This window comes from Psychrilyobacter atlanticus DSM 19335, assembly GCF_000426625.1.
Classification (GTDB): domain Bacteria; phylum Fusobacteriota; class Fusobacteriia; order Fusobacteriales; family Fusobacteriaceae; genus Psychrilyobacter; species Psychrilyobacter atlanticus.
Map to the genome: position 1 here is coordinate 720,114 of NZ_KE384548.1, position 25,431 is coordinate 745,544.

At 31.2% G+C, this 25,431-nt stretch carries 22 protein-coding genes, 1 pseudogene and 1 riboswitch; of the genes and pseudogenes, 9 read left to right on the forward strand and 14 right to left on the reverse strand.

Features of this window, described 5'->3' with window-relative positions; genetic code table 11:
• Positions 1-18: 18 nt before the first annotated feature.
• From K337_RS0115225 to K337_RS0115270, 10 genes and pseudogenes are all read right to left on the reverse strand, one after another.
• The gene (locus tag K337_RS0115225) at positions 19-1,386 is read right to left on the reverse strand and encodes an 8-oxoguanine deaminase (RefSeq protein ID WP_028857356.1); all 1,368 of its coding nucleotides are present in this window, start codon (positions 1,384-1,386) and stop codon (positions 19-21) included.
• A gap of 34 nt (positions 1,387-1,420) precedes the next feature.
• Positions 1,421-2,749 carry a uracil-xanthine permease family protein gene (locus K337_RS0115230; RefSeq protein WP_028857357.1) on the reverse strand — a complete coding sequence of 443 codons (1,329 nt, stop codon included), beginning with the start codon at positions 2,747-2,749 and terminating at the stop codon, positions 1,421-1,423.
• Between the two features lie 73 nt (positions 2,750-2,822).
• The gene (gene ssnA / locus K337_RS0115235) at positions 2,823-4,160 is read right to left on the reverse strand and encodes a putative aminohydrolase SsnA (RefSeq protein ID WP_028857358.1); all 1,338 of its coding nucleotides are present in this window, start codon (positions 4,158-4,160) and stop codon (positions 2,823-2,825) included.
• Positions 4,161-4,171: 11 nt separating this feature from the next.
• The gene (locus tag K337_RS0115240; protein WP_028857359.1) at positions 4,172-5,761 is read right to left on the reverse strand and encodes an N-acyl-D-amino-acid deacylase family protein; all 1,590 of its coding nucleotides are present in this window, start codon (positions 5,759-5,761) and stop codon (positions 4,172-4,174) included.
• A gap of 18 nt (positions 5,762-5,779) precedes the next feature.
• On the reverse strand, positions 5,780-6,970 hold the full coding sequence (locus K337_RS0115245) for a YgeY family selenium metabolism-linked hydrolase (protein WP_028857360.1): 1,191 nt from the start codon (positions 6,968-6,970) through the stop codon (positions 5,780-5,782).
• A 71-nt stretch (positions 6,971-7,041) separates the two neighbouring features.
• Complete coding sequence (gene dpaL / locus K337_RS0115250; RefSeq protein WP_028857361.1) at positions 7,042-8,247, reverse strand: diaminopropionate ammonia-lyase; 1,206 nt, start codon at positions 8,245-8,247, stop codon at positions 7,042-7,044.
• 466 nt (positions 8,248-8,713) lie between these two features.
• Entirely contained in the window at positions 8,714-10,465 is a 1,752-nt protein-coding gene (locus K337_RS0115255) for a sigma-54-dependent Fis family transcriptional regulator (protein WP_037029995.1), read from the reverse strand.
• Between the two features lie 6 nt (positions 10,466-10,471).
• The gene (gene moaA, locus K337_RS0115260; RefSeq protein ID WP_028857363.1) at positions 10,472-11,434 is read right to left on the reverse strand and encodes a GTP 3',8-cyclase MoaA; all 963 of its coding nucleotides are present in this window, start codon (positions 11,432-11,434) and stop codon (positions 10,472-10,474) included.
• Between the two features lie 116 nt (positions 11,435-11,550).
• A pseudogene (modA, locus tag K337_RS20460) lies at positions 11,551-12,147 on the reverse strand (molybdate ABC transporter substrate-binding protein).
• 38 nt (positions 12,148-12,185) lie between these two features.
• Positions 12,186-12,824 (reverse strand): GntR family transcriptional regulator, encoded by a 639-nt coding sequence (locus K337_RS0115270; RefSeq protein WP_028857364.1) that lies wholly within the window; start codon positions 12,822-12,824, stop codon positions 12,186-12,188.
• A gap of 152 nt (positions 12,825-12,976) precedes the next feature.
• Between K337_RS0115270 and nhaC the strand changes: the two genes are divergently transcribed.
• From nhaC to K337_RS19415, 9 genes are all read left to right on the forward strand, one after another.
• The gene (gene nhaC, locus K337_RS0115275) at positions 12,977-14,407 is read left to right on the forward strand and encodes a Na+/H+ antiporter NhaC (RefSeq protein WP_028857365.1); all 1,431 of its coding nucleotides are present in this window, start codon (positions 12,977-12,979) and stop codon (positions 14,405-14,407) included.
• Between the two features lie 12 nt (positions 14,408-14,419).
• Complete coding sequence (iadA, locus tag K337_RS0115280) at positions 14,420-15,565, forward strand: beta-aspartyl-peptidase (protein WP_028857366.1); 1,146 nt, start codon at positions 14,420-14,422, stop codon at positions 15,563-15,565.
• Between the two features lie 61 nt (positions 15,566-15,626).
• Positions 15,627-16,316 (forward strand): cysteate racemase, encoded by a 690-nt coding sequence (cuyB, locus tag K337_RS0115285; RefSeq protein WP_028857367.1) that lies wholly within the window; start codon positions 15,627-15,629, stop codon positions 16,314-16,316.
• A 166-nt stretch (positions 16,317-16,482) separates the two neighbouring features.
• Complete coding sequence (locus K337_RS0115290) at positions 16,483-17,196, forward strand: DUF5058 family protein (protein WP_028857368.1); 714 nt, start codon at positions 16,483-16,485, stop codon at positions 17,194-17,196.
• A gap of 25 nt (positions 17,197-17,221) precedes the next feature.
• Complete coding sequence (locus tag K337_RS0115295; RefSeq protein WP_051251829.1) at positions 17,222-17,908, forward strand: hypothetical protein; 687 nt, start codon at positions 17,222-17,224, stop codon at positions 17,906-17,908.
• Positions 17,909-17,919: 11 nt separating this feature from the next.
• On the forward strand, positions 17,920-19,044 hold the full coding sequence (locus K337_RS0115300) for a M20/M25/M40 family metallo-hydrolase (protein WP_028857370.1): 1,125 nt from the start codon (positions 17,920-17,922) through the stop codon (positions 19,042-19,044).
• Between the two features lies 1 nt (position 19,045).
• Positions 19,046-20,359 carry an amidohydrolase gene (locus K337_RS0115305; protein ID WP_028857371.1) on the forward strand — a complete coding sequence of 438 codons (1,314 nt, stop codon included), beginning with the start codon at positions 19,046-19,048 and terminating at the stop codon, positions 20,357-20,359.
• Positions 20,360-20,494: 135 nt separating this feature from the next.
• Positions 20,495-21,781, forward strand: a complete 1,287-nt coding sequence (locus K337_RS0115310; RefSeq protein ID WP_028857372.1) for a hypothetical protein — start codon at positions 20,495-20,497, stop codon at positions 21,779-21,781.
• A 54-nt stretch (positions 21,782-21,835) separates the two neighbouring features.
• Positions 21,836-22,366, forward strand: a complete 531-nt coding sequence (locus tag K337_RS19415) for a GNAT family N-acetyltransferase (RefSeq protein WP_051251830.1) — start codon at positions 21,836-21,838, stop codon at positions 22,364-22,366.
• A gap of 159 nt (positions 22,367-22,525) precedes the next feature.
• On the opposite strand, the gene K337_RS0115320 is transcribed toward K337_RS19415, so the two are convergent.
• From K337_RS0115320 to K337_RS0115335, 4 genes are all read right to left on the reverse strand, one after another.
• Positions 22,526-22,732 carry a hypothetical protein gene (locus K337_RS0115320; RefSeq protein WP_028857373.1) on the reverse strand — a complete coding sequence of 69 codons (207 nt, stop codon included), beginning with the start codon at positions 22,730-22,732 and terminating at the stop codon, positions 22,526-22,528.
• A gap of 43 nt (positions 22,733-22,775) precedes the next feature.
• Positions 22,776-22,928, reverse strand: coding sequence for a hypothetical protein (locus K337_RS20020; protein WP_156877407.1), 153 nt, complete (start codon positions 22,926-22,928; stop codon positions 22,776-22,778).
• Between the two features lie 542 nt (positions 22,929-23,470).
• Positions 23,471-24,379: a DMT family transporter gene (locus K337_RS0115330; protein ID WP_028857374.1), complete on the reverse strand. Its 909-nt coding sequence runs from the start codon at positions 24,377-24,379 to the stop codon at positions 23,471-23,473.
• Positions 24,380-24,456: 77 nt separating this feature from the next.
• Positions 24,457-24,569, reverse strand: a riboswitch (FMN riboswitch).
• 46 nt (positions 24,570-24,615) lie between these two features.
• Entirely contained in the window at positions 24,616-25,401 is a 786-nt protein-coding gene (locus K337_RS0115335; RefSeq protein ID WP_028857375.1) for a M48 family metallopeptidase, read from the reverse strand.
• Positions 25,402-25,431 lie beyond the last annotated feature (30 nt).

The window sequence follows — 25,431 nt, forward strand, 5'->3', positions numbered from 1 at the left end:
CCTTGCCCTTATAAGTATTTAATTAGAACAATTTAATTTTTCAACAAGAATGTTGGCTTTTAAAGCCACTTTTTTCTCATCTATATTAACTAATTTTCCATTTTCAACTACAACATTCCCATTAACAATGGTATAATCAACGCTCCCTTTTACTCCAACAGTTCCAAGCATAGCCTTATAATCATATTGGGTTCCGACTAACTCAATTCTATTCGAGTCTATCATAAATAGATCCGCAGCTTTCCCCACTTTTAAAGACCCTAAATCATGTTGCCTTCCTAAAATTTCAGCACCACCATTAGTTGCTAATTTTAAAATTTCATATCCACCGATAGATTCATTACTATATTTCAATCTTTGAAGCAGGTATGCTACCCTAATCTCTTCAAGGATATTCGAGCCATCATTACTTGCACTACCATCAACAGCTAAACCTACAGGAATTTCCATTTTCTGCATCTCAGAAATTCTTGCAATTCCTGAAGAGAGTTTCATATTTGAAACTGGACAATGAGCAACTCCAGTTTTCGTTTTAGCTAATAGTTCCAGTTCCTCATCGTTAAAATGAATCCCATGAGCAAACCAAACATCATCTCCAATCCATCCAAGACTTTTCATATACTCAAGTGGTCTCATCCCAAATTTTTCAATTGTAAAGTTTTCTTCATCTATAGTTTCACAAAGATGGGTGTGTAATCTAACATTGTATTTTCTCGCAAGTTCAGCAGATTTCTTCATAAGTTCCCCTGTAACACTAAATGGTGAACATGGAGCCAAAACCATTTGTCTCATAGAGTATGGTTCTGAATCGTGGTATTCTTTTATAAGTCTTTCAGAGTCATTTAAAATTTCTTCAACAGATTGAACAACGGCATCAGGTGGTAAACCGCCATCTTTTTTACTTAATGACATACTTCCTCTAGAACAGTGCATTCTAATCCCTAATTCCGTTGCAGCTTCAAACTGTACATCGATAAGATTATTGGCAACATTATTAGGAAATACATAGTGGTGATCAAAACAAGTCGTACAACCTGTTTTTAAAAGCTCTCCCATCCCAACTAGCGAACTAAATCTGATTGTATCTGCATCTAAATTTTTCCAAATTTCATAGAGATGTAATAGCCAAGGGAAAAGTTCCATATTTTGTACCTCTGGAAGGTTTCTGGTAAAAATTTGATATAAATGGTGGTGTGTATTTATTAATCCCGGATATATGATCATTCCAGTAGCATCAATTGTTTTTTCAGCTTCATAAACTTTATTACTTATATCCTTAATAACTCCACTTTCAATGAATATATTCATATTTTCATAAACTTGATCATTCGAATCACAACTAATTATGGCTTTTACATTTTTTATAAATAAAGTTTTATTTTTCATTAGCTACCTCTTTATTTTATTTGATTTTAACTACCTAAATATTTTCTTGTATGACTTTTTTCTTGCTATTAAAACTATCTATTAACCTGTATAATTCTTGAAGTATTAAAGCGATAATAACTCCTGATATAAGGGATGATTTACCTATCAATGTTTGGATTGTTGGTGAAAATTTTAAAAACATTGTTGGATTATAAGTAATTCCAATACTAATTGCAATCGATATTCCAGCTATTAATTTTGAATATTCATTATCACCTACTCTGTTTAAAAGACCCATCCCAGAGATAGTAATCATTCCAAAAATTACAAGAGTTCCGCCTCCTATTACTGAATTTGGTATAGATATTAAGCAGGATGCTATTTTAGGAGATATACTAGTGACTAGTACCATTAATGATGCTAAAACAAATATAACCTTTTGGGTTTTTTTATTTATCGAAATAATTGCTGCATTTTGTGTAAGTCCGGCCATTGGTATAGATCCAAATAAAGACGATATAACAGAGCCTACTCCCATTGCTATAGTACTATTTGCAATTTCTTCACCTTTAAGCGGTCTTCCATATGCACCAAATGTTGTTACTGTTCCACACCCGAGTAAAGAAATAATAGAAATAGCATAAGCTATTGTAAATGTAATTATTATTCCTGTATCAAACTCAATTCCATAAGCCATTGGTTTTGGAATTGCAAGCCATCCAGCTTCAGCAATACTTGAAAAATCAACCATCCCTAAAGGAATTGCCACTATATAACCGACTATCATTCCGATTACAATAGCCGCATTTTTTATCATACCTCTACCAATTTTATTTAAAATAGCTATTATGAAAACTACTAATAATCCAACAAATATATTTTTAGGATCCCCATAGTTTTCAGGTTTTATCCCAGATGCAAAATTCTTTACTGCTGATGGGTAAAGGCCTATCCCCATACATATAACTAATACTCCTGATATAAGTGGTGTAAATATTTTTTTTATTCTATCAACATAAAACCCCATAAAAACTCCAATTATTGAAGCAACCAACAAACTACCAAATAAAACTGGTAATCCTTGATCCTTTGCAACTGCTACAGTTAATCCTAAAAATACATAACTCATTCCCATCATCATAGGAAGACCGGATCCTAATTTGTATTTTTTGAATAAAGGTAGTGGAAATAACTGAATAAAAGTTGCTATTGCCGATACAAAAAGTGCTGATTGAATAAGAGTTATTCGTTGCTCAATCGAGGCACCAATTGCCCCTGCTATTAAAATTGGAGGTACAATTGTCCCTACAAACATTGCTAACAAATGCTGAAAACTAAGTGGTAATGCTTCTCCTATTAATAATTTATTGTTATCGCTCATTAAAAATTCCCCCTAAATATTTTTATTGTGATTTTTAGCTATCCACATTCCTTTTCATCCTAATAATTAAAATTTATTTTAATTGCATTTTATTCCACATTTTTTTTGCATGTTCTCTTGATCTTTCAAATATTTCATTTTCATTTATTCCTACTAATTTTCTATCTTTCATTATAATTTTTCCATCTATGATGGTGGTATTCACACTTCTACCCATCAGCCCAAATAATATATGACTGCTATAATTTGTTTCATTCATAGGAGTTAATGGGTTATAGTCAGCTATTATTATGTCTGCCATAGCTCCTTTCTTTAACACTCCTATATTTCCATCAAAATACTTAGCTACAATCTTTCTGTTATTTTCAAACAACATCTGAGGTGTTTCTCCCCAAGCTACAGAAGGGTTTGATTTTACATGTTTATGTATTATATTAGCGACTTTCATAGACTCAAACATATCATTTGTATAACCATCGGTTCCAAGTCCTACATTAATCCCTTTTTCTAATAATTCTAAAGCTGGGGAGCAGCCCACTGCATTTCCCATATTTGATTCAGGATTATGAACTACCTGAGTTCCATTATTTTTTAAGATATTCATTTCATTGTCATCTACGTGGATACAATGAACTGCTATTGTCTTTTCTCCTAAAATTCCATATTCATCAAGTCTCTCTACGACTCTCTTGTTGTATTTAGTTAATGAATCTTCTAAATCATCTATAGCTTCCGCTGTATGAACGTGATAACCGGCATCTAGGCCTTCCATAGATTTTACACACTTGTGTAAAGATTCACTTGATAGAGTGAAAGAAGCATGCATCCCAAACATTCCCTTAATCATATTTTGGTTTTTTGTGTTGTAGTATTTAATAAAATCTGTATTCTCTTTAATTCCCTCCTCTAATATATCAATACCATCTCTGTCTGAAACTTCATAACAAAGGCAGGTTCTTATTCCAATCTCTTTAGCGGCATCTGCAATGGTGAATAAACTGTCTTTTGCTGCCATTGGACTTGCATGGTGATCAAATATTGTTGTTACTCCATTTTTTATGCTTTCTATATATGTCGTAAGAGCACTGTACTTTACATCTTCTAATTTTAAATTTTTATCCACTTTCCACCACATATTTTCTAAAATATCTACAAAGTTTTTTGGAGCTGGACCTGTAGAAGCCATACCTCTTGCAAAAGCACTATATATATGATGATGAGTATTGATCATTCCCGGCATTATCAATTGACCTTTTGCATCAATAAATTCTGCATCCGGATATTTTTCTTTCATTGTTTGAGTTTCACCTGTTTCTATTACTTCATTCCCTTCTACCACAACAGTTCCGTTGTGATAGAAGGGATTCATTTCTTCTTGTGTTATCAATCTTCCATTTCCAATTAAAAACATCTTCCCCCCCTTTAGTTTCTTTTAACTACCTTCCCTGCAAGGATCTTATTGTAAACACCTTCATCTATTACGTGATGTCCATTAATAAAAACATTATCTATTCCCACAGGAAATTGAACAGGGTCTATAAATGTTCCTTTATCAATAACTGTTTCCATATCTATAATAAGAACATCAGCATGTTTTCCAACTTCTAAACTGCCTCTTCCTTTAATCCCGATAGCTTCTGCAGCTTTTTTAGTCATCTTATTGATAGCCTGCTCTATAGTAAGTACTTTCTTCTCTCTTACATATCTTCCAAGTATTTTTGGGAAAGAACCATATGCTCTTGGGTGAGGTTTCCCTTTAGCCATTAATCCATCAGTACAAACATTATGTTCCGGTCTTTTCATGAATTTTATTATGTGCTCTTCTTTTCCATAAAAATCTACCATTCCAACTGCATTCTCTTCATCCCTTAAAAGATCAAAAGTTGCATCCAATGGATCTTTCCCTTTAAATTTTCCTAATTCTTCTAAACTCATTCCTACTACTTCCTGATTTTTATCAGTTTTAACAGATGTTACAAATATTTGATCAATTCCAGCAAAATCCACAAAGTTATCCCAGCCTGGAATCCCTTTTTCTATATCAGCTTTCATTTTTTCCCTATCAGATTTACTTTTCAACCTTTTTATTAATTCATCTGTTCCCCCATTATGTGCCCAGGGAGGTAAAATAACTCCAAGCATAGTGCTTCCTGCTGCATATGGGTATTGGTCAAACGATACTTTTATTCCGGTTTTTTTAACTTCTTCCAACAACTCAATAACTTCATCGATGTATTTCCAGTTTTGCTTCCCACATACTTTAAAATGAGAAAAATGAACTTTTACCCCCGATTCTTTTCCAATTCTTATAATCTCTTTCATAGAATTTAATATGGTGTCGGCTTCACTCCTTTGATGGACTACAAATACTCCATCATATTCAGCTACTACTTTACACATCTCTATAACTTCTTTTGTCTCGGAATAAGCACACGGCATATAGATGAGTCCAGTAGAAAGACCATAGGCTCCTGCTTCCATCTCTCTTCTTGTTATTTCACACATCCTTTCTATCTGTTTATCTGTAGCTGCTTTCCCAGCCAACCCCATAGCTTCCATTCTTATATTCCCGTGGGGGACTAAATACGTTTCATTTAAACCCACGCCTTTTTTAGCCATCATATTAAGATAATTTTCTGTTGTTTCATATTCCCAGTCTATATCATCTGAATCACCATCAAGACCAGCCAGATTTTTTCTCCAAGGACTGATATATTCAATAGGGAGTGGAGCCATAGATATTCCATCCTGGCCCAGCACCTCTGTTGTTATTCCTTGTCTAATCTTTACTTCATTGTAAGGATTGAGGAGCATCACTAAATCTGAGTGACTATGAGTATCAATAAATCCCGGAGCAACTACACGGCCCTTGGCATCCACTATTTTTATTCCATCAATATGAATATTTTCACCTATTGCATGTATTTTCCCGTCTTTTATATGGAGATCTCCTATGAAAGGTTTTGCCAGTGTTCCATCAACTATATTTCCATTTTTTATTAGAATATCCATTTTCACACCTTCTTAAGATTATTTGTTATAAACTGATTTTAAAATCCCATAATATCCTTTTGCTCCCAAGCAAAGTTGCTCTATTTCAATATGTTCGTCAATTGTATGAGCTAAATTTTCTTTTGATGGTCCAAATCCTATAGTTTTGATTCCTGCTTCACCTGCATAATGAGAACCATTAGTACAGAATGAATATTGAGTAATTTCAGAATTAATTCCTGCCTCTTTTAATCCTTTATGTGCCGCCTGTACAAACTCATCTTCTTCAGAGTAAAGCCAACCTGGGAAGAACCTTTCTCCTTCGATATGGTTTCCTGTATAACACATTTCTTTACCTATTGCATAGGATACTTTTGCTTTCAATTGGGGATCTGCTGCCATCATTTCTTCTAATAATTTTTCTATTGGAGCAAGAACTGATTCTTTTGTTTCACCAACAAGAAGCCTTCTATCAAAAGTTGCTCTACAGTGTTCAGGGACTACAGATGCTCCTGGATATGGTGACGATTTAATATCAGTTAAACAAAGAATTCCTTTTCCCAATTCTGGATGCTCAGTGGGCACAAGTTTTTCTATTCTTTCTATTATTCCGGCCATTTTAACTACAGAGTTAATTCCTTTATGCGGGTTAGCTGAATGTGCAGGTTTTCCAAATACTTCTACTACAATTTCTCCTCTACCTCTTTGACCTATTTTAAGGTTAAGCTCTGAAGATTCTCCAATTACTACATAATCAGGTTTGATATTTTTAGAAATTTCTCTAGCTGCAATCCCTTCAAATATTTCTTCATGTACTACACCTGCTACATAAATTTCTCCAGCAAAATCTTTTTTTATATCTTCAGCAAAATAAGATGCAGCAGCAATCATTGCAGATACCTGTCCTTTCATATCTGAAGTTCCTCTCCCATAAATCTTACCGTCAACAATTTCTCCTCCAAATGGAGCATATTTCCATACTGAATCATCCGTTACCGGGACAGTATCAATATGACCATCGAATAATATTGCTTTTCCTGGTTTATTTCCCTTAATTCTTCCTATGATATTTCCATATCTATCTATCTGAACATCATCAAATCCAAATTCATCTAACATTGCCTTTTTTATTGCTTCTACTACCTTCTCCTCTTCTCCAGAAACAGATGGATTTCTAATTAACTCCTGACATAATGCAATTAACCTCTCTTCTCTAGTTTGATTTAACATTTTATTCCTCCTGAATTTATATTATTTTTTTATTGTATTTCCAGAAACTCAAAACACCGTAAATATTTGAGTTATTTTGTATGAGCTCCATGCCATACTATCTTTTTGTATACTTCAGGATCTGTATCTCCCTCAGTGGAAAATAATAATACTTTTGAATTCTCATCTAACTTTAAATCTTCTTTCATTTGAGCATATTCAGGGTTAGTCATTACTTCAAATAATAATCCCGCTGTAACTGCTCCTGATTCTCCTGAGACTACTTGGTCATCTCCCTTAATAGGGCACCCTAATATTCTCATCCCATTTGCAGCTACCCAGTCCGGACAAGATACAAATGCTGCCGAATGATTCTTTAATACTTCCCAACCTATTGTGTTTGGCTCACCACAAGCAAGACCAGCCATAATTGTCTGCATATCTCCACCAACATATTTCATTTCTCCTGCCTTTGCTGATTTATATAAACAATCTGCTAAGTTTGATTCCACTATTACAGTTGTCGGACAGTCATCTCCGTATATTGAAGCAAAAACTCCCTGCACTGCACCTGCTAATGACCCTACTCCTGCCTGTAAAAAGATATGAGTAGGTTTTTCTATCTTCTTTTCTTTTAACTGCTCTATTGATTCTAAGGCCATTGTTCCGTATCCCTGCATAATCCATGCCGGGATCTCTTCATATCCCTCCCACGCTGTATCCTGAATAACTACCCCATTATTTTTATTTGCGTAATCTGTTGCAATTCTTACTGCATCGTCATAGTTCACTTCTGTGATGCTTGCCTCAGCACCTTCTGCTCTTATATTTTCAAGTCTTGTTATAGAAGATCCTTTTGGCATATAAACTACTGATTTCTGATTTAATTTATTAGCAGTCCAAGCTACTCCTCTACCGTGGTTTCCATCAGTTGCTGTAGCAAATGTAATATCTCCTAATTCTTTTTTTACATCTTCTGAAATTAGTTCTTTATATCCCAATTCAGAAATATCACGACCTAATTTAGAAGCAAGGTATCTTCCCATTGCAAATGACCCACCTAATACTTTAAATGCATTTAGCCCAAATCTATATGATTCATCTTTTAGATAAACTCCATTTAATCCAATATGGTTAGCCAGGTTACCTAAGTCAGCTAATGGAGTTACTGTATATTGATCAAAACTTTCATGAAAACTCTTTGCTTTTCCTACTTCTTTTTCACTTAAAAATTCAATACATTCTTTATAGTTGGTTCTCTTGATATTATTTTTAGTCCATTTTATATTTTTTTCCATGTCACTCTCCTATATTTTAATTTTATTGATTTTCTTAGAATAGTTAAAGTCACATATAAGTTATTCTTTTTTCGTCTACTTTAAATAAATTAAAAGTTTCACTTAATTATCCTATTGCCATCTATAAATTAGTATAAGCAAATTTTATGCCAAGTGTTTTTCTTTTAATAAAATTAAAAGCATATTTTAAAAAGTTGAACCCTAAGTTTTTCGGCTATTTCCTCTTCTACTCATTATATTTACTCTTATTTTGTTGTTAAAATACTATTTAAAACTGATATAAAAAACGAAATTATCAAAATGAGAATCGATTATTATCAAAATGAGAATGCATTTTATTTAACCTTTTATTGACTTTTAAAAATATATATAGTGATTTTCATCTCAAAGTTATCATTTTGATAATTAGAGAAAACCTTTACTACAATAAAAAAAGGTTAGTACAGATTTAACTGTACTAACCTTTTTAAATATTATATTTTTCAACTTTCCTATATAATGTTGCTATTCCTATCCCTAATTCTTTTGCAGCTTCTTTTTTCCCACTTGTATTATTTCCATATTTATTTATTGCATTATCTATTAAAATCTTTTCTGCATCAGCTATAGTTAAAATACCTTCTAAAATATTTACATCAGATTTTTCTTCTGAAATTAAATTGTCAGGAAGTAAGTCTTTTGTTATAATACCACTTTCATCAGATAAATTTATCATAAATTCTACTACATTTTCTAATTCCCTGACATTTCCAGGCCACTCATAAGACATTAATATTTTTTTAGTTTCAATGTCTATGGTATGAACATACTTATTTAAAACTTTATTATATTTTTTCATCAGCTGCTCTATTATTAAAAGTATGTCTTTTCCTCTGCTCTTTAGATTTGGAATTTCAATAGGAATTACATTTAATCGATAATAAAGATCTTCTCTAAATTTTTTCTTTTCAATCCTCTCTTTGAGATCTATATTTGTAGCTGCTAAAACCCTTATATCTAAATCCATTAATTTATTAGATCCTATTCTTACTAATTTTCTTTCTTGCAGGACTCTCAGAAGTTTTGCCTGTAAATAAAGAGGCATATCTCCTATTTCATCTAAAAATATTACCCCTTTATTCGCTAATTCAAATTTTCCCATTCTCCCATTAGAACTAGCCCCTGAAAAAGCTCCTTTTATGTAACCGAATAATTCACTTTCAAGAAGAGAATCTGGTATCGCTGCACAATTTATGGCTATAAAAGGTTTATCCTTTCTATCAGAGTGAGCATGGATAGCTCTAGCTACTAATTCTTTTCCCGTTCCACTTTCTCCGGTTATTAATACAGTAGATTTAGTTGGAGCTATTTTTTTTATCTTTCCTTTCAGCCTGAGCATCGGGTAAGATTCCCCTATTATAGCTTCTATCCCTAAAGCTCTCTCCGCTGATAATTGCTGAAATTCATCATTTAATTTTTTAATACTATCAAATATAAAGACCTGATATGTTTCTTTTTTTAGGCCATCCGTTTTAAACTTTTTTCCTACAATAATATAGCTCTTTTTACTTGCAGTTATAGTTACTTCATATGTCTCTTTCCCAAATAAAAATTCATCCTTATTTTCTATATTTATCTTTTTATTCAATGAATTAGGGGATAACTCTAATTCTTTCATGGCAGAGTTATTTAAGTTGACCACCTTACTATTTTCATCTAATACGATTACACCTTTATCTATAACACTCAATATCTCATAGAACAGTTTTGCCCTTTCCTTTCTAAATAAATTATCATTTTGTTCATTTATTTTTATAGAAATAAATTCACTTATTTGTTTTATAAACTTAAGATGTGAGTTTAAATTTTCTAGAACTTTTTCCTTTTGATAATTTGTAGAACATACTAAGCCTATTACTCCTATTATCTCACTATTATAAAATATTGGAGTTGATATTTCCAGCGTTTCTGGACACCTATCTTTTTCTGGGCATGTTATACACAATTTATCTTTTCCCGGCTCCCTTATTATATGAGGTTCTCCTGTTTTTAATACATCTTTATAAACTGATCCTTTGGCTGTCACTCCAACACTTTTTTTAAAAATTCCTGTTCCTGCTATTCTTATCATATCTTTATCAATTATCTCTACATCTACCTTCATTGCTGAAGAAATTATAGCAGCGTATTGTTTTACATGTTTTTCTATCTGAATTAACTCTGTTTTATTTTCTATCATTATAAATTACCCGCCTATTTGATTCATATTATATTTATCTTCGAATTTATTTATGTTATTAAATAAATGCTTTTCAGGTTTATTATATATTTCTTTAGCAATAATTTCTATTTTTTCTTTTTCATTTATACTATTTTTCATAATATTACTTAATTTAAAGGTTGATTTTTTATTAAGACACTGTTTCATTATTCCTTTTGATGTGACTCTTATCCTATTACATTCCCGGCAAAAACAATTACTTATTGGATTAATAAATCCTATCTTCCCTTTTCCCCCTTCTAATTTATAATATTCTGAAGCCCCCTCTTTTCTTTTTAAATTCTTTAGTTTTTTACTCTTGCATATGATCTTTCTTATATCATTTCCTGTAAATCCTTTATACCTCTTTCCTTCTCCTATAGGCATTAATTCTATAAACCTTACATCTATAGGATATGTTTCGGTTAAACTAGCTAAATTTATTATTTCATCTTCATTTACTCCATCTATTATTACACTATTAATCCTCACTTCTATCCCATTTTCCATAGCTCTCTTTATTCCTTTCCAAACTTTATTAAAGTCTCCTGTCTTAGTTATTTCTTTAAATTTTTTTTCTTTTAAAGAATCTAAACTTACATTTATTCTTGTCACTCCGCAAATTTTGAGAAATTCTATTTTTTCATTTAAAATACTCCCATTTGTAGTAAGGCATAATTCTTTTATTTCCTTTATTTTAGATATTTCATATAATATTTTATCTATATCTTTTCGAATTAAAGGTTCTCCGCCTGTTATTCTTATTTTCTTTATCCCTAATTTTACCCCTACCTTTACAATCTCTAGTATTTCATTTTTAGTGATAGGATTTTCTTTTTTCAATTCAATATTTTCTTCTTGAGACATACAATAAAAGCACCTATAGTTACACTGCTCTGTTACAGATATTCTCATATAATCTATTTCTCTGCCAAACTTATCTTTCATAGACTCATCCCTTTTTTATTTATCCAACAATAGTTATAATTTCACTTTATATAAAGTTAATACATATAGTTATACAAGCTATTAAGCCCGCCTTTCAAGTAAACACTAATTGAATTCTATCTCACCACAAATCCATATTTTTTAAAAATTGATATTCTTTTCATCAGATATTCATTAAATTTACTTCCTTCAACACTTCCTTTTCTAACTCCTGCAGAATATATAATAGGAGAATGTTTTCTTTTATCCACCTGATAGATTTGATACCCTTTTTTGGGATTTGTATCGGTTTTATAAACAAATGAATAATCAACTTCTCCTCTTTCAGCATATGATAATGCTGACCTTACATCCTTTGTTTATAAAATATTTTTTTTTACGCTGCTCCATATACCTTCTGTTATTAAAGCTTCTTTAGCGTATCTCCCAGCTGGAACAAAACCAGGATCTCCTATCGCTATTAATCCAGTTATATCCTTTAATTCCTCCAATTTATTTTTACCTATAACTACTAAATTATTTTCAAGTAAATCTTCTTTTTTTTCTACAAGACCTTTCTGCAGTAATTTTCTTAAATCTTTTTCAGAAGCTAAAAAGATAAAATCAACAGGAGCTCCTTCTTCTACCTGTTTTCTTAAAGACCCAGAACCACCTAAATTTAGAAAAGAAAGAATTAAAAGTTTTATATAAACAAAAAAATAAAAAAAGAGCAAACTAATATACTTAATTTGCTCTTTTTTTATTTTTTTCCCTATACTATTAAAATTTTTAAATAGTATCTTTGGGCTCTTTCTAAATGTTCATAGAGAACTTCCTCTGCTTCTTCTATTTTCTCTTCTAAAAGAAGATTTATTAATATGATGTGTTCTTCTGTAGATTGTAAAATTCTTGCTTTTAATTTTTTCCCTAAAGAAAACATTTTAATTCTTTTTGCATGTTCCATGATATTTATAGATGCTTTGTTTAGAAAAAAATTATCATAAAAACTAAGTATCATATTATGAAACTCATCATCTATATCATCCATTTTTTTCCTATCATCCACAGTAAGACCGTCAAATTTTTCTTTTAAAAGTTCCAATTTTATTTTTGGAAGTTTATTTGTAGTTAATTTTAAAGCTGAAACTTCTAAATTTTTCCTAGCATCAAATATATTATTTATTAAATTTTCATCAACTTTAGACACATATATCCCTTTTCTTGGATATATTTTTACCCACCCTTCATCCTCAAGACGGCTTAAAGCTTCTCTCATTGGAGTTCTACTGACTTCCAGCGAATCACTTATTTTTTTTTCTTCTAGATATTCCCCAGGAACATAGGTTAAATTTATTATGTTTTGCTTGATAATTTCATACGATTTTTCTTTTAAGTTCATATATTTAGACATTTCACCCTCCCAATAGGTCTTAATTATACTTCTCTATACCCATATAAGTCAATCTTTTCTCTTTACAAGGATAAATTAATGTAGTAATATACTCTCTAAGAATACCTGTGTATACACAGGTATACTAAAAAATATTTCAAGGGGGAATTATTATGAAAAAAACGCCTACACTTGGGCAATCTTTGTTTCCAATAGTCTTTATGGTATTAGCTTTAGCTATTGGATATGGTTATTTTGGGTTTAGAACAGAGCCTATTTTGGTAGCATCTGCTTTTGTTGCTGGAACTATAGCACTTAAATTAGGGTATGGCTGGAAAGAGATGGAGGGGGCTATAGTTGAAAAAATTACTAAAGCTATGCCTGCTACACTGGTTTTATGGAGTGTTGGATTTCTAATCGGTTCATGGATGTTTTCAGGAACAGTTCCTATGATTATCTATTATGGTGTTCAAATTGTAAATCCTAAATTTTTACTTGTATCTGCATTTATAATTACTGCTCTTGTCTCTACAGTTACCGGGACATCTTGGGGAGCTGCCGGGACTATAGGAGTAGCTATTATGGGAATAGCTGGCGGGTTAGGTATATCTCTTCCTGCTACAGCCGGAGCTATCGTTGCTGGAGCTTATTTCGGTGATAAAGTATCTCCACTTTCAGACACTACTAACCTTGCTCCTATTGCAGCGGGGAGTGAATTATATGAACATATAAAACACATGTTTTATACTACAATACCTGCAGCTATTATTTCTATTGTAGTATATTTAATTGTAGGGCTAAATTCTAGTGGTCAGACTACTAATCCTGAGACTGTAGCTACTATGCTTTCTCAGTTAGATTCAATGTATAGTTGGAATATCTTATTATTATTGCCAGTATTTATAATTATTTTTGGTTCAGTAAAAAAATGGCCTGCTGTTCCTACGATGTTAAGTGCAAGTTTTGTTTCTATAATTCTAGGTATTTTTATACAGGGGTTTGCTCTTAAAGACGGTTTAGCTTCCCTTGTTAAAGGATTTAACGTTGGTATGACTGGTACCGAAACTAAGATTATCTGGGAAGTTACCAGGCTGATTAACAGAGGGGGAGTAGTTTCTGTTACAGGTACCACAGTTTTAATTTTCTGCGCTATGGGCTTTGCAGGTATAATTAGTGTTACAGGAATGTTAGACACTGTTCTAAATTCTATTTTAAAAAGAGTTCGTTCAGACAGTGGTATTATTTTATCAACTATCTTCTCATGTTTTACAATGGCATTTGTAACAGGTAGTTCATACCTTTCAATTCTTATTCCTGGAGAATTATTTAAAAATACATATATTAAAAGAGGCCTTCATCCCAAAAATCTCTCAAGAACTCTTGAAGATTCGGGAACAGTACTAGTTCCTTTAGTGCCATGGTCGGCAGCGGGAGCATATATGGCGGCAACATTAGGGGTTCCGACATTTCAATATCTTCCATGGGCAGTTTTAAATTATGCAGGTATTATAGTTGCAATTATTCTTGCTATTACTGGTATAGGAGTTACAAAATTAAAGGATGAAGAAAAAGCTGAATTTAAAGCTGCTTTCGGAATTCAATAGGAGATGAAACAAATGTTTAAATTAATTAAAAATGCAAGGGTTTATTCACCTAAAGATTTGGGAATAAAGGATATTTTGATTTGTAACGATAGAGTTATTGAAATAGAAAGTAACATACAATTTACACATAAAGAATTAGAGGTAATAGATGCTGCTGGAAAAATTATTATACCTGGAATTATAGATCAGCATGTTCATGTCACTGGAGGCGGGGGTGAAGGCAGTTTTAATACCAGAGTTCCCGAGGTTATGTTAAGCGAATTAGTACAAAGTGGAATAACAACTGTAGTTGGTCTCCTTGGTACAGATACAGTTACTCGAAGTGTTGAAAATCTCCTTGCAAAAACTAAAGCTCTTAAAGAGGAAGGGATTACAGCTTACTGCCTTACTGGAGGATATGAATATCCTAGTCCTACTATAACTGGAAGTGTGAAAAAAGATATTACTTTTATCCAAGAAATTCTAGGAGTAAAGCTTGCTATTTCAGACCACAGGGCTTCTCATATTACCAAAGATGAATTTACAAAATTAGTAAGTGATATCAGAGTAAGCGGAATGTTTTCTGGGAAATCTTCTTATATTAAATTACATATGGGAAATAGTTCCGAAAGATTTTCTATCATTAATCAAATATTAAATGAAACTGATCTCTCTATTTCTCATTTCAGGCCTACTCACGTTGGGAGACGTAAAGAATTGTTTGAGGAAGGCATGGATTTTGCTAAAAGAGGCGGAATTATAGATATTACCGCATGCAATAATTCTAATATAGTTCCTCTTCCTAAACTTTTTAATATCATTAAAAAAAACGAAGTTCCTTTAAAAAATATAACTCTTAGTTCAGATGGAAGGGGAAGTTGGTCTACTTATGATAAACTGGGAAAATTAGAGAAAATTGGCCATGCAGCATGTGACACTATATATAAAACTATCAAAGACTTAACAAACAAAGGTGTTCTTTCTTTTGAAGAAGCTTTAACTCTTGGTACGGAAAATGTGGCATTGGCTCTTGATTTAAAGGGGAGAGGCGTCATATCTAAAAATGGATTTGCAGATATTCTTATTCTAGATGATAATTTGGATCTGAATTCTGTTCTTATAAATGGGCGACTTATGATGAAAAATAAAGAAACTATAGTAAAAGGTACTTATGAGTAATAGATCGTTTTAGATTGCAAGGTTACCTAGAAAATATTATAAAAAAGAAGGAGCTAAGACAATGAATATAGCAGGTATTTTAGGTGGGATGGGACCCCTTGCCACAATGGATTTATCAAATAAAATAATAAAATATACTGATGCAGAAAAAGATAGCGATCATGTGCATATATTAATAGATAATAATACAGAAATCCCAGATAGAACTGCATATATTTTGGGAAAGGGAGAAAACCCTGAAAAATATCTGATTGATTCAGCTTTAAGATTAGAAGCTATGGGGGCTGATTTTATAGTTATGTCCTGCAATACAGCTCATTATTTTTATGAACATATTAAAAAATCTGTAAAAATACCCTTTATAAATATGATAGAGGAAATAGCAAAAGAATTAAAAGGAATAAAAAAAGTAGGTCTTTTGGCTACCAAGGGAACTTATTATAGTAATATTTATGAAAATATCTTTAAAAAATATGGAATTGAAGTAGCTGTCCCTCCTATGCATTTACAAGAAACTGTAATGGAGTTAATCTATAGAGTAAAAGATGGTAATAGTGATATTAACGAGGTCCCTATAAATTCTGTTGTAGAATATTTTTCTAAATTAGGAATTGATAATATTATTTTAGGGTGTACAGAACTTCCTGTAGCTTTTGAAAAAATGGCAATAAAGGGAAATTTTTTAGATCCAACCAAAATACTAGCCATTAGTACAATAAAATTGGTTGGGAAAAAAGTAGCAAGAATATAAAAAGAAAAAATTATTTTTATTTTTTTAGGTATGGTAGAGGCTTTCTTAATGAAAGCCTCTTTTTTTACAAAAAATGTATTATTATTGACATTTTTGATTTTATACTGTATAAATATACAAAAGGACTTGTCCTAAAGAGTCCTTTATTAAAAAAGGGGGATATATTATGACTACACAGAATCACATGTTTTATGCAAATCATCCATTAATTTGGGCGAGTGCAATCTTTGGAATCTCTATCGTTTTAATTCAATCGGCTTTAATAATCAAAAAATCAATTAAGGTAGGTAAAGCAATTGGGATATCAGAAAATGATATGAATAAGGGAATAAGAACTAGTGCTATTGCCAGTATCGGTCCAGCTTTAGGTGTCGTAGGAAGTTTGCTAGCACTATTAGTAACAATGGGCTCAGCGGTTTCAGCAGTAAGGTTAAGTTTAATTGGAGGTTCTAATTTTGAAGCAATGGCAGCCAATTTTGGTGCTAAAGCAATGGGAGCAGAATTATCTACGAATATGCTTCCAGTTGTGTTTACAAATGCTCTTTGGACAATGGCATTAGGTTCATTAGGATGGATTACTTTTGTTTTTTTATTCGCACATAAGATGGATAAAGTAAATGGGTTGTTAACCAATGGTAGAAAAGCACTTCTTCCAGCAGTGGGACTAGGAGCTATGTTAGGATCTTTTGCCTACTTTAACGTAGGCAATTTACTGAAAGTAACTACAAACCCTGAGATAACTCTTTCAGGCGGAACTGGATTGATCATTATGGTTGCCTGTCTAAAAATTGGAGACACAAAAAAAATTACTTGGCTGAAGGAATGGGCTCTAACATTTGCAATGTTTGGTGGAGCAGCTATAGGAACATTGATTGTTTAATATTATATTATTAAGGAGATGAAAAATGAATACAAATATAAAAGCAAGTAATATTATATCATATGATTCGTATATTGATGATATCACAAAGATAGGTAGAACAACTATGGTTTTAGGAGCACTGGCTTCTTTATTCCCAGCTTTAATCATGACATTTTATTTTGGAATTAATCCTGGAATCGCGGCAATAATGGCAGGGGCAATCTCGCAAATGTCAGTCTCTGGAGCTTTTTATATCAGTGAACCAATTAGTTATTATCCAATAGTTGGTAGAGCCGGATTATATATGGGGTTTTTATCTGGTAATTTAGTAAATATGAGAATACCCGCAGCTATTTCAGCGCAAGAAGCTTCTGGGCATTCTGCCGGAACTGAAGAAGGATCAATTATGGGTACTATAGGAATTGGTGTTTCTATATGGGTTGGTATTTTCTTTTTAGCAATTTCTGTTTTAGCAGGACAAGCTCTTTTATCAAGTTTACCGCCTTCTTTAATGGCTATGCTTAAATTAATTATTCCAGCGTTATTTGGTGGAGTATTTGGACAATTCGCAATAAAATCTCCTAAGACTGGTATTTTTGCTCTAGTTATCTCATTTATAATGACAAAAGTTGTTGCTTTAATTCCTGGTAACCCATCATTTTTAATAACTTTAACATCTGTATTTGCGACTATAATATTTGCTAAAAAATTAATGTTAAAAAATAAATAAGGAGTAAAATTATGAATAAAGAAAGGATAATCGAAAATTTTATAGAAATGATTAAAATACATTCTCCTTCAAAAAACGAGAAAAACTATACGAATTATTTAGTTGAAAAACTCAATGAATTAGGATTAGAAGTTTATTTAGATCATGGGTATAAAAACTATGATGGAAATGCTCCAACTATTTTTGGAAAATTAAATGGTAAAATAGCAGGAGAGGGAGTAACACTTGCAGCTCATACAGATGTAGTTGAACCTTCGGAATCTGTAAATGCTATAATTGATGGACATATTATAAAAACAGATGAAACCACTACTCTAGGCGGAGATGACAAAGCAGGAATAGCTTCTATATTAGAAGTTTTAAGAGTAATCCAAGAAAAAAATGTTCCACATAAAGATATATTTGTTTTATTAACACCATGTGAAGAACTAGGAATGTTAGGAGCTAAAAATATTAATTGGAATTTAATCCCAGAACATATGAAACCAGCTAAAAATATGCTTGTAATTGATAATGCAGGAAGAGCAGGGTTAATTGCTCATACAGCACCTACCAAATATGATGTAGATTTAATTTTTAAAGGAAAAACTGCACATGCTGGAATAGAACCTGAAAATGGGCTTAATGCAATCCAATTAGCTTCTATAGCGATCGCAGATATGAAGATGGGACGTATTGATGAATTAACTACTTCAAATATAGGATCTATATTTTCAAATTATGCAACTAATGTTGTAGCCGAAGAATGTATTGTAAAAGCAGAGGTAAGAGGACATTCTACAGAAAAAGTTTTAGAAATTATTAAGTCTTATGAAAAAAGTTGTGAATTGGCTATTGAAAAATTTGGAGGCAAATATAGTCTTAAATATATATGTGACTATCCAACACTAAAACCAAAAGATAATTTAAAATTTGCTAATGAATTTAAAGAAATATATAAATCCTTAGGTATAAAATCAGAATTAGCAGTTATTGGTGGTGGATCTGATAGTAATATCTTAGCTTCAAACGGTTATAATTCTATTATAATTGGAGTAGGAATGTATAATGTACATACAGTGTATGAAACTTTAGATACTAGAGATTTATTTTACACAACAGAAGCAATTTTAACTTACATAAAAAAAAGGAGCTAAAATGAATAAACAAGAGTTAAAAAATAGAATTATAAAAACTATTGATGATAATCGGTACTCTATTATTGAAGCAGGAAGAAAGATTTATTCTACTCCTGAATTAGGCTACAGAGAAGTAGAAACAACAAAGACTGCGGTAACTTTCCTTAAAGAATTAGGGTTAGAAGTAGAGGAAAATATTGCTATTACTGGGTGTAGAGCAAGATTGAATCAGAACTCTATAGGACCTAAAATAGCCATCTTAGGAGAACTTGATTCTATATCTGTTACTAACCACCCAGATGCCAATGCTAACGGTAATATACATGCATGTGGTCATAATATTCAAATGGGTGGATTATTAGGTGCAGCTCTTGGACTTGTTAAATCAGGCATATTAGAAAAATTAGATGGAAAAATTGATATTATGGCAACTCCTGCTGAAGAGTTTATAGAACTAGAATATAGAGAGCAACTAAGATCAAAAGGTAAGATAAAATATTTTGGAGGCAAACAAGAGCTTATAAGTAGAGGAGCCTTTGATGATGTTAATATGTCTATAATGTTTCATTCTTTAGATCTAGGAGAAAACAACGCTTTAATTGGACCTGTAAGCAACGGTTTTATAGGTAAAAAAATAAAATTTATAGGAAAAGAATCCCATGCAGGTTCTGCTCCAGAAGATGGTATTAATGCATTAAATGCAGCAATGCTTGCTATAAATAACATTAATGCTCAAAGAGAAACTTTTAAAGATTCAGATAGAGTAAGAGTGCATCCCATTATTACTAAGGGAGGAGACATAGTCAACGTTATTCCTGCTGATGTAAGGATGGAAGCTTACGTAAGAGCTAGAACTATTGAAGGAATGTTGAGTTCAAATGTTAAAGTAAATAGAGCTCTTAAAGCTGGAGCAATGGCTGTAGGAGCAGATATTGAAATAACAGAAATCCCTGGGTATCTTCCAATATTAAAATATTCTGATATGGATAAGCATTTTAAAGAAAATCTTGAAAATTTAGGATTAAAGGGAAAAATTATAGAAGGTGGGGATTTTACAGGCTCTTTTGATTTCGGTGATGTTTCACATCTAATGCCTACGCTTCATCCTATGATAGGAGGTGTTAAAGGGGCTTTACATTCCGTTGATTTTAATATCATAGATGAAGATTTAGCATATATAGTCCCTGCTAAAGCAATGGCGATGACGGTAGTTGACCTTCTTTTCAATAACGCGGAATCCGCTAATAATATTTTAAATGATTTTAAGCCCGTAATGACTAAAACTCAATATCTTGAATTTATGGAAACAAATAATAAAGTTATCAAAAATTAAATATATTCTTAAATTCCTCTTATAACCTAGACTTTAACATTGTCTAAACTATAAGAGGATTTTTAATTTTTTTAGATACACTAAGATTCTATGGTAATATATACATATACACAATCTATAATTATGGAGGTTCCGATGAAAATAGGAATAATTGGTCCCAAAGATTCAGTAACTAAAGTTAAAACTATAATAAATAAAATTTTCCCAGAAATATTAATAAATATATATATAGAAGAAAAAATAATAGATGCACTTAAAGTTTTTGATAAGTGTCAAGATGAAAATGATGGAATCATCTTTACTGGAATTGGAGTAATGAAAAGTATTTTAAATTCTAATAAAGTTATCAAAAAAGAGTATGAATATATCCCTAGAAGTGGGTCTAGTATTTTTAAAGCTCTTTGGGAAATGAAACAATATGGAATACTTCCTAAAACAATTAGTATAGATGTAACTAGTGATTTTTTATTAAATGAAACTCTAGAAGAACTTGAGATATCCTTTGATAAAATTTATAGTCTTCCATATTCCTCGTTATTAAGTGAAGAAGAATATTTAGAATTCCATGAAAAAAGATATCTTTCAGGACAATCAGAAGCTATTATTACAGCCTATGGCTCTGTCTATACTTCTTTAAAAGAAAAAAAATACCCTGTATTTAGACTTTCTCCTACAAATATTCAAGTAAGAGAAACAGTAGAAAAATTAATTTCAAAAATTAAAACACAAATTATAAGTGACTCTGCAATTGCAGTACAAGTTATCAAATTAACTTCCCCTGCAACTTCTTTATGTCAATATGAGATGCAAAAAAATAAAGGATTTTTTGAAATAGACCTTTTAGAATACGTAAAAAAAATACAAGGTTCTCTCTTTAATTTTGGAAGGGACGAATATATTATATTTTCTACTCGTGGAGCAATTAAAAATAGAGAAAATATGATTGATTTTTTAGAAATATTAAAAATAAAAACAAAGTCAAACTTCACAATATTTACTGGAATAGGATATGGAAGCACATCATATATAGCTGAAATGTCTGCTAGAAAAGCTCTTAATAATTCAATTTCATATAATAAACCATCTTTGTTTATAATGGATGGAAATGAAGTTAGTGGGCCGATTGGAGAAAAAAGTGAACTTTTTTATGATATAAAGATATCAGATAAAAAAGTTATAAAAATAGCCGAAACTTCAGGCGTTAATGTATTACACATAGTAAAATTAATTTCTCTTTCTCAAAAAACTAAAAAAAATGAATTTGACTCTCAAGAAGTTGCAGCTTACCTTAATATTACAGAAAGAAGTGCCCGTAGAATATTGAAAAAACTAGTTGAAAATAATTTTGCAACTCTTTATGGTAAAGAAGCTCCAAAAGGCGGAGGTCGACCTAAAAATATTATTAAAATAAACATAATTTAACTTCAGAAAGTAAAAAAAGTTTTCCCTAATAAAATTTAATAAGGAGATTCAACTATGTCTTTAAAAATTAAAACAGAAAATCTAAAAATTTCATCTGCAAAAATAGGAGAAATTGAAAAAATAATACTTCTTGAAAATAAAGAAGAAAATAAAAAGTTTGTATGGCAAGGAACTTATGAAGAACATATAAAAGAAATAAATAGCTCTTCAGATTTTTTGCTTACATTTAAAGAATGCAAAAGTAAAAAAATAGTTGGTTTTTCACTTGTAAATATTAATAAAAAATCAAATGTTTTTGAATTAAGAAGAATAGTAATTTCTGAAAAAGGAAAAGGATATGGAAGAGAGTCTATATTTGGTTTAATGAATTATGCCTTTAATAAAAAAAATATAAATAGATTTTGGTTAGATGTTTATACAGATAATGTAGTAGCGATAGAATTATATAAAAAATTAGGCATGACATTTGAAGGAACTCTCAGAGAATCATATAAATCAGAAAGAGGATATCTTGATCAAATGATATTTTCTATATTAAAAAAAGAATTTAAAACAAAATATCAAAATACTAATATCATTAAGTAATAAAATTAAAAAGCAAAGAAAAAACTCTATTCTTTATTTTAAAAGGATGAAATGCTAAATTGATAACTAGAAAATCAAAAAGATCACCATATGTTAACTCTTTTTGGACTCTAAAAAATAAAAACACCTAGTCTCAAATATGATACTAGGTGTTTTTATTTAATAAACTTGTATATTTTTTTCCAAATTTTCTCCTTTTTCCATTTTTTCAATTGGTTTATTTATAGAAAATAAGATCAGACCTACTACAACCAACGCTACAGTGAATCCTAAAAATACCTGTAATGGGCCCAATTTATCCACAAAAAACTGCACATATCCGGAAGCTTTTGAGGCTAAGAATGTGCTTGCAAACCAAACTCCCATCATATTTATCCTGTAAATTTATTTATATATAAGTTTATATTAATTACTTTTCTAATAAATTTTTCATTCTTTTTTCTAATTCATCCAAAAGATCATGAAGACAGTCAATTTCTTTCTTGTCATTTTTTAATTTTAATTTTTTGTTCTTTATCAATTCATATCTTAAACGAAAAATTAAATCTAATTCTATTCCCATATCAACCTCTTTTCTTTATAAAAGTGACTTACTTTTGATTCTAATTAATTATAAATTTCTCATATATATTTTCAATTATAATAAGCTCTAATTTTTTTCTCCTTACCTTTAGTGATTGTTTTTTCATACATTATATGCTATAGAATTAAATTATTCTTTTCCTATTTACTACCTCAAATAAGCGCAGTTAAAAATAATGCCGATACCATTAATGAATATTAAAGAATAAATAAATAAATAAAAGTTCCTAAAAAATTAGGATCTTTTATTTATTTATTTATTTATTTATGAGGAGACAAACTCTGGCATATGTTTCTATCCACTTCCTTTACAAGTAACATACTCCCTAAAATTAAACAACTAACTACTAATCATTCTCATTCTTCATATCCACCTAATTAACTAGAGACACTCTCGCACACCAAGGGGTGAGAAAAATAGAGGAATATTAATTTATTTTCCTTTTGGATATAATATCACGTTGATTTTTTATTTAGAAAAAAACCACCTATTCAAACTTATTGAATAGGTGGTTTATATATTTAGTTTGTTTTTAATTTAGTTATCTTAATTATAGAAAAAATCATAATACTCATACTCACCCATTGAAATGGAGATAAGATACTTCCATTGAATAGGTAGTCAAATAAGATACTTGAGATAGGGAATGAAAGTTCACAAATTGTAGCTACATTTGCTTTTACATGTCTCAATCCATAATAATATATAAATGCTGCTCCACTTCCACTTGTCAATCCAATAATTATAAATATTTGCCAGTTAAGGGTAGTTATTTTAGAAAACTGACCAAAATTATTACTTAAAACATTTACAACTGCAAGAATCAGTGTTGTAAGCCCATACCTGAAGAATAATGTCTGTTTATGCGTAATTGTTGAAACCATTCTTTTCCCAAAAACGGTAGAACTACCAAAGGCAAAAGCTGCAACTATAGCATACATAGATGCTTCTAACATATTTTGATGTTCAATAGAGAACGGATTACTAAATTCAAAAGTTAAAAAATATCCTGCTGTTAAAGCTAACATAGCCCATACCACAAATTTTTTAGCAATTTTCTCTTTGAGGATAAACCTAGCTAAAACAATGGCAAATACCGGCTGTAATTTTTGTAGAAGTGTTACTATTGTCAGATGCTGAAAATTTAATAAAAACAGTGCTTTTACAATGGATAATGTCCCTATGACTCCTCCAAAGAGTGCAACTAATGTCATAAATATATAGTCATACTTAGTAAACTTTTTTAATGCTTTATATTCCTTATAAAATATAAAGTTCATTCCTATAAATGGCAGCAGGTGAAGCATAAACACCACAAATTTTGTATCCAGGTTATATAGACGAGGTGTCAGTACTATCCCATCTAATCCCCATAAACTTGCTGCTATAACTATTGCCAATCCACCTATTTTGCTTTTTCTTTCGTCCATTTCTTTCTTCCTCCTAATAAAAAATACCCCAAGTAAACTTAGGGCATTAAAATTTAGGATATTTATTCCGATTTTTTTAATAACTTCTATCATCCAGACTATACTGTCGGTATCAGAATTTCACTGATTCAGCCTAAGCTCGCGGACTATCACCGCCGGTAGGGAATCAAACCCTGCCCCGAAGTTTTATATAATTTATAATTGATTATAAACCATATCAATTTACTCTGTCAACATTATTTATTGTAATAGGTCATAGCCTCCGGAAGATATCTCTCAATATCTGCTATCCTGTGTTCATGGGATGGGTGAGTGCTCATAAATTCATTTCCCTCATTTTTACTAAGTTCTGACATTCTTTTCCAAAATTCTATTGCTTCCTTGGGATCATATCCTGCCATAGCCATGAATATAAGTCCCAACCTATCTGCTTCTAATTCATGTTTTCTGGAATAACTCAAGATTCCCAAGTTGGTTCCTACTCCATACGCCTGAAGTGCTAAATCACTTGAAACAGGTATCTCCACATTGGATAAACCTAAATTTAAAAGGTTAGCGCCTGTTTGTACAGCCATTTGATGACTCAACCTTTCAGAACCATGTCTAGCCACTGCATGTGCTACCTCATGCCCCATAACCACTGCTATTCCAAGTTCATCTTCTGTTATAGGCAGGATTCCAGTATAAAAAGCAACTTTTCCTCCAGGCATACACCAAGCATTTACCTCTTTCCCCTCAACCAGATTAAATTTCCATTCATATCCCTCAAGAAGTTCTTCCTGTCCTTTCCCTTTAAAGTATAACTCCACAGCTGCAGATATATTTTTTCCAACTTTTTTTACCAATTCAGAATTTTTATTGTTTAAAGGTCTATTTTCCTTTAAAAAATCCTGATATTGTTTTTCACTGGATACAATGATCTCACTTTCATCTACCAGCATCAATTGATTCCTTTCTGTAACAGGAACATTACTACAAGATATTATAAACATTAAACTAAATAATAACATTAATTTCTTCATTTTCTTCCTCCCTAGTTCTCTTTTTCTTCT

Coding starts and splice junctions, on each gene's coding strand:
- K337_RS0115225 (WP_028857356.1), bottom strand. CDS start 1,386: ATGAAAAATAAAACTTTATTTATAAAAAATGTAAAAGCCATAATTAGT.
- K337_RS0115230 (WP_028857357.1), bottom strand. CDS start 2,749: ATGAGCGATAACAATAAATTATTAATAGGAGAAGCATTACCACTTAGT.
- ssnA (WP_028857358.1), bottom strand. CDS start 4,160: ATGTTTTTAATTGGAAATGGAAGATTGATAACACAAGAAGAAATGAAT.
- K337_RS0115240 (WP_028857359.1), bottom strand. CDS start 5,761: ATGGATATTCTAATAAAAAATGGAAATATAGTTGATGGAACACTGGCA.
- K337_RS0115245 (WP_028857360.1), bottom strand. CDS start 6,970: ATGTTAAATCAAACTAGAGAAGAGAGGTTAATTGCATTATGTCAGGAG.
- dpaL (WP_028857361.1), bottom strand. CDS start 8,247: ATGGAAAAAAATATAAAATGGACTAAAAATAATATCAAGAGAACCAAC.
- K337_RS0115255 (WP_037029995.1), bottom strand. CDS start 10,465: ATGATAGAAAATAAAACAGAGTTAATTCAGATAGAAAAACATGTAAAA.
- moaA (WP_028857363.1), bottom strand. CDS start 11,434: ATGAAAGATAAGTTTGGCAGAGAAATAGATTATATGAGAATATCTGTA.
- K337_RS0115270 (WP_028857364.1), bottom strand. CDS start 12,824: ATGTCTAAATATATGAACTTAAAAGAAAAATCGTATGAAATTATCAAG.
- nhaC (WP_028857365.1), top strand. CDS start 12,977: ATGAAAAAAACGCCTACACTTGGGCAATCTTTGTTTCCAATAGTCTTT.
- iadA (WP_028857366.1), top strand. CDS start 14,420: ATGTTTAAATTAATTAAAAATGCAAGGGTTTATTCACCTAAAGATTTG.
- cuyB (WP_028857367.1), top strand. CDS start 15,627: ATGAATATAGCAGGTATTTTAGGTGGGATGGGACCCCTTGCCACAATG.
- K337_RS0115290 (WP_028857368.1), top strand. CDS start 16,483: ATGACTACACAGAATCACATGTTTTATGCAAATCATCCATTAATTTGG.
- K337_RS0115295 (WP_051251829.1), top strand. CDS start 17,222: ATGAATACAAATATAAAAGCAAGTAATATTATATCATATGATTCGTAT.
- K337_RS0115300 (WP_028857370.1), top strand. CDS start 17,920: ATGAATAAAGAAAGGATAATCGAAAATTTTATAGAAATGATTAAAATA.
- K337_RS0115305 (WP_028857371.1), top strand. CDS start 19,046: ATGAATAAACAAGAGTTAAAAAATAGAATTATAAAAACTATTGATGAT.
- K337_RS0115310 (WP_028857372.1), top strand. CDS start 20,495: ATGAAAATAGGAATAATTGGTCCCAAAGATTCAGTAACTAAAGTTAAA.
- K337_RS19415 (WP_051251830.1), top strand. CDS start 21,836: ATGTCTTTAAAAATTAAAACAGAAAATCTAAAAATTTCATCTGCAAAA.
- K337_RS0115320 (WP_028857373.1), bottom strand. CDS start 22,732: ATGGGAGTTTGGTTTGCAAGCACATTCTTAGCCTCAAAAGCTTCCGGA.
- K337_RS20020 (WP_156877407.1), bottom strand. CDS start 22,928: ATGGGAATAGAATTAGATTTAATTTTTCGTTTAAGATATGAATTGATA.
- K337_RS0115330 (WP_028857374.1), bottom strand. CDS start 24,379: ATGGACGAAAGAAAAAGCAAAATAGGTGGATTGGCAATAGTTATAGCA.
- K337_RS0115335 (WP_028857375.1), bottom strand. CDS start 25,401: ATGAAGAAATTAATGTTATTATTTAGTTTAATGTTTATAATATCTTGT.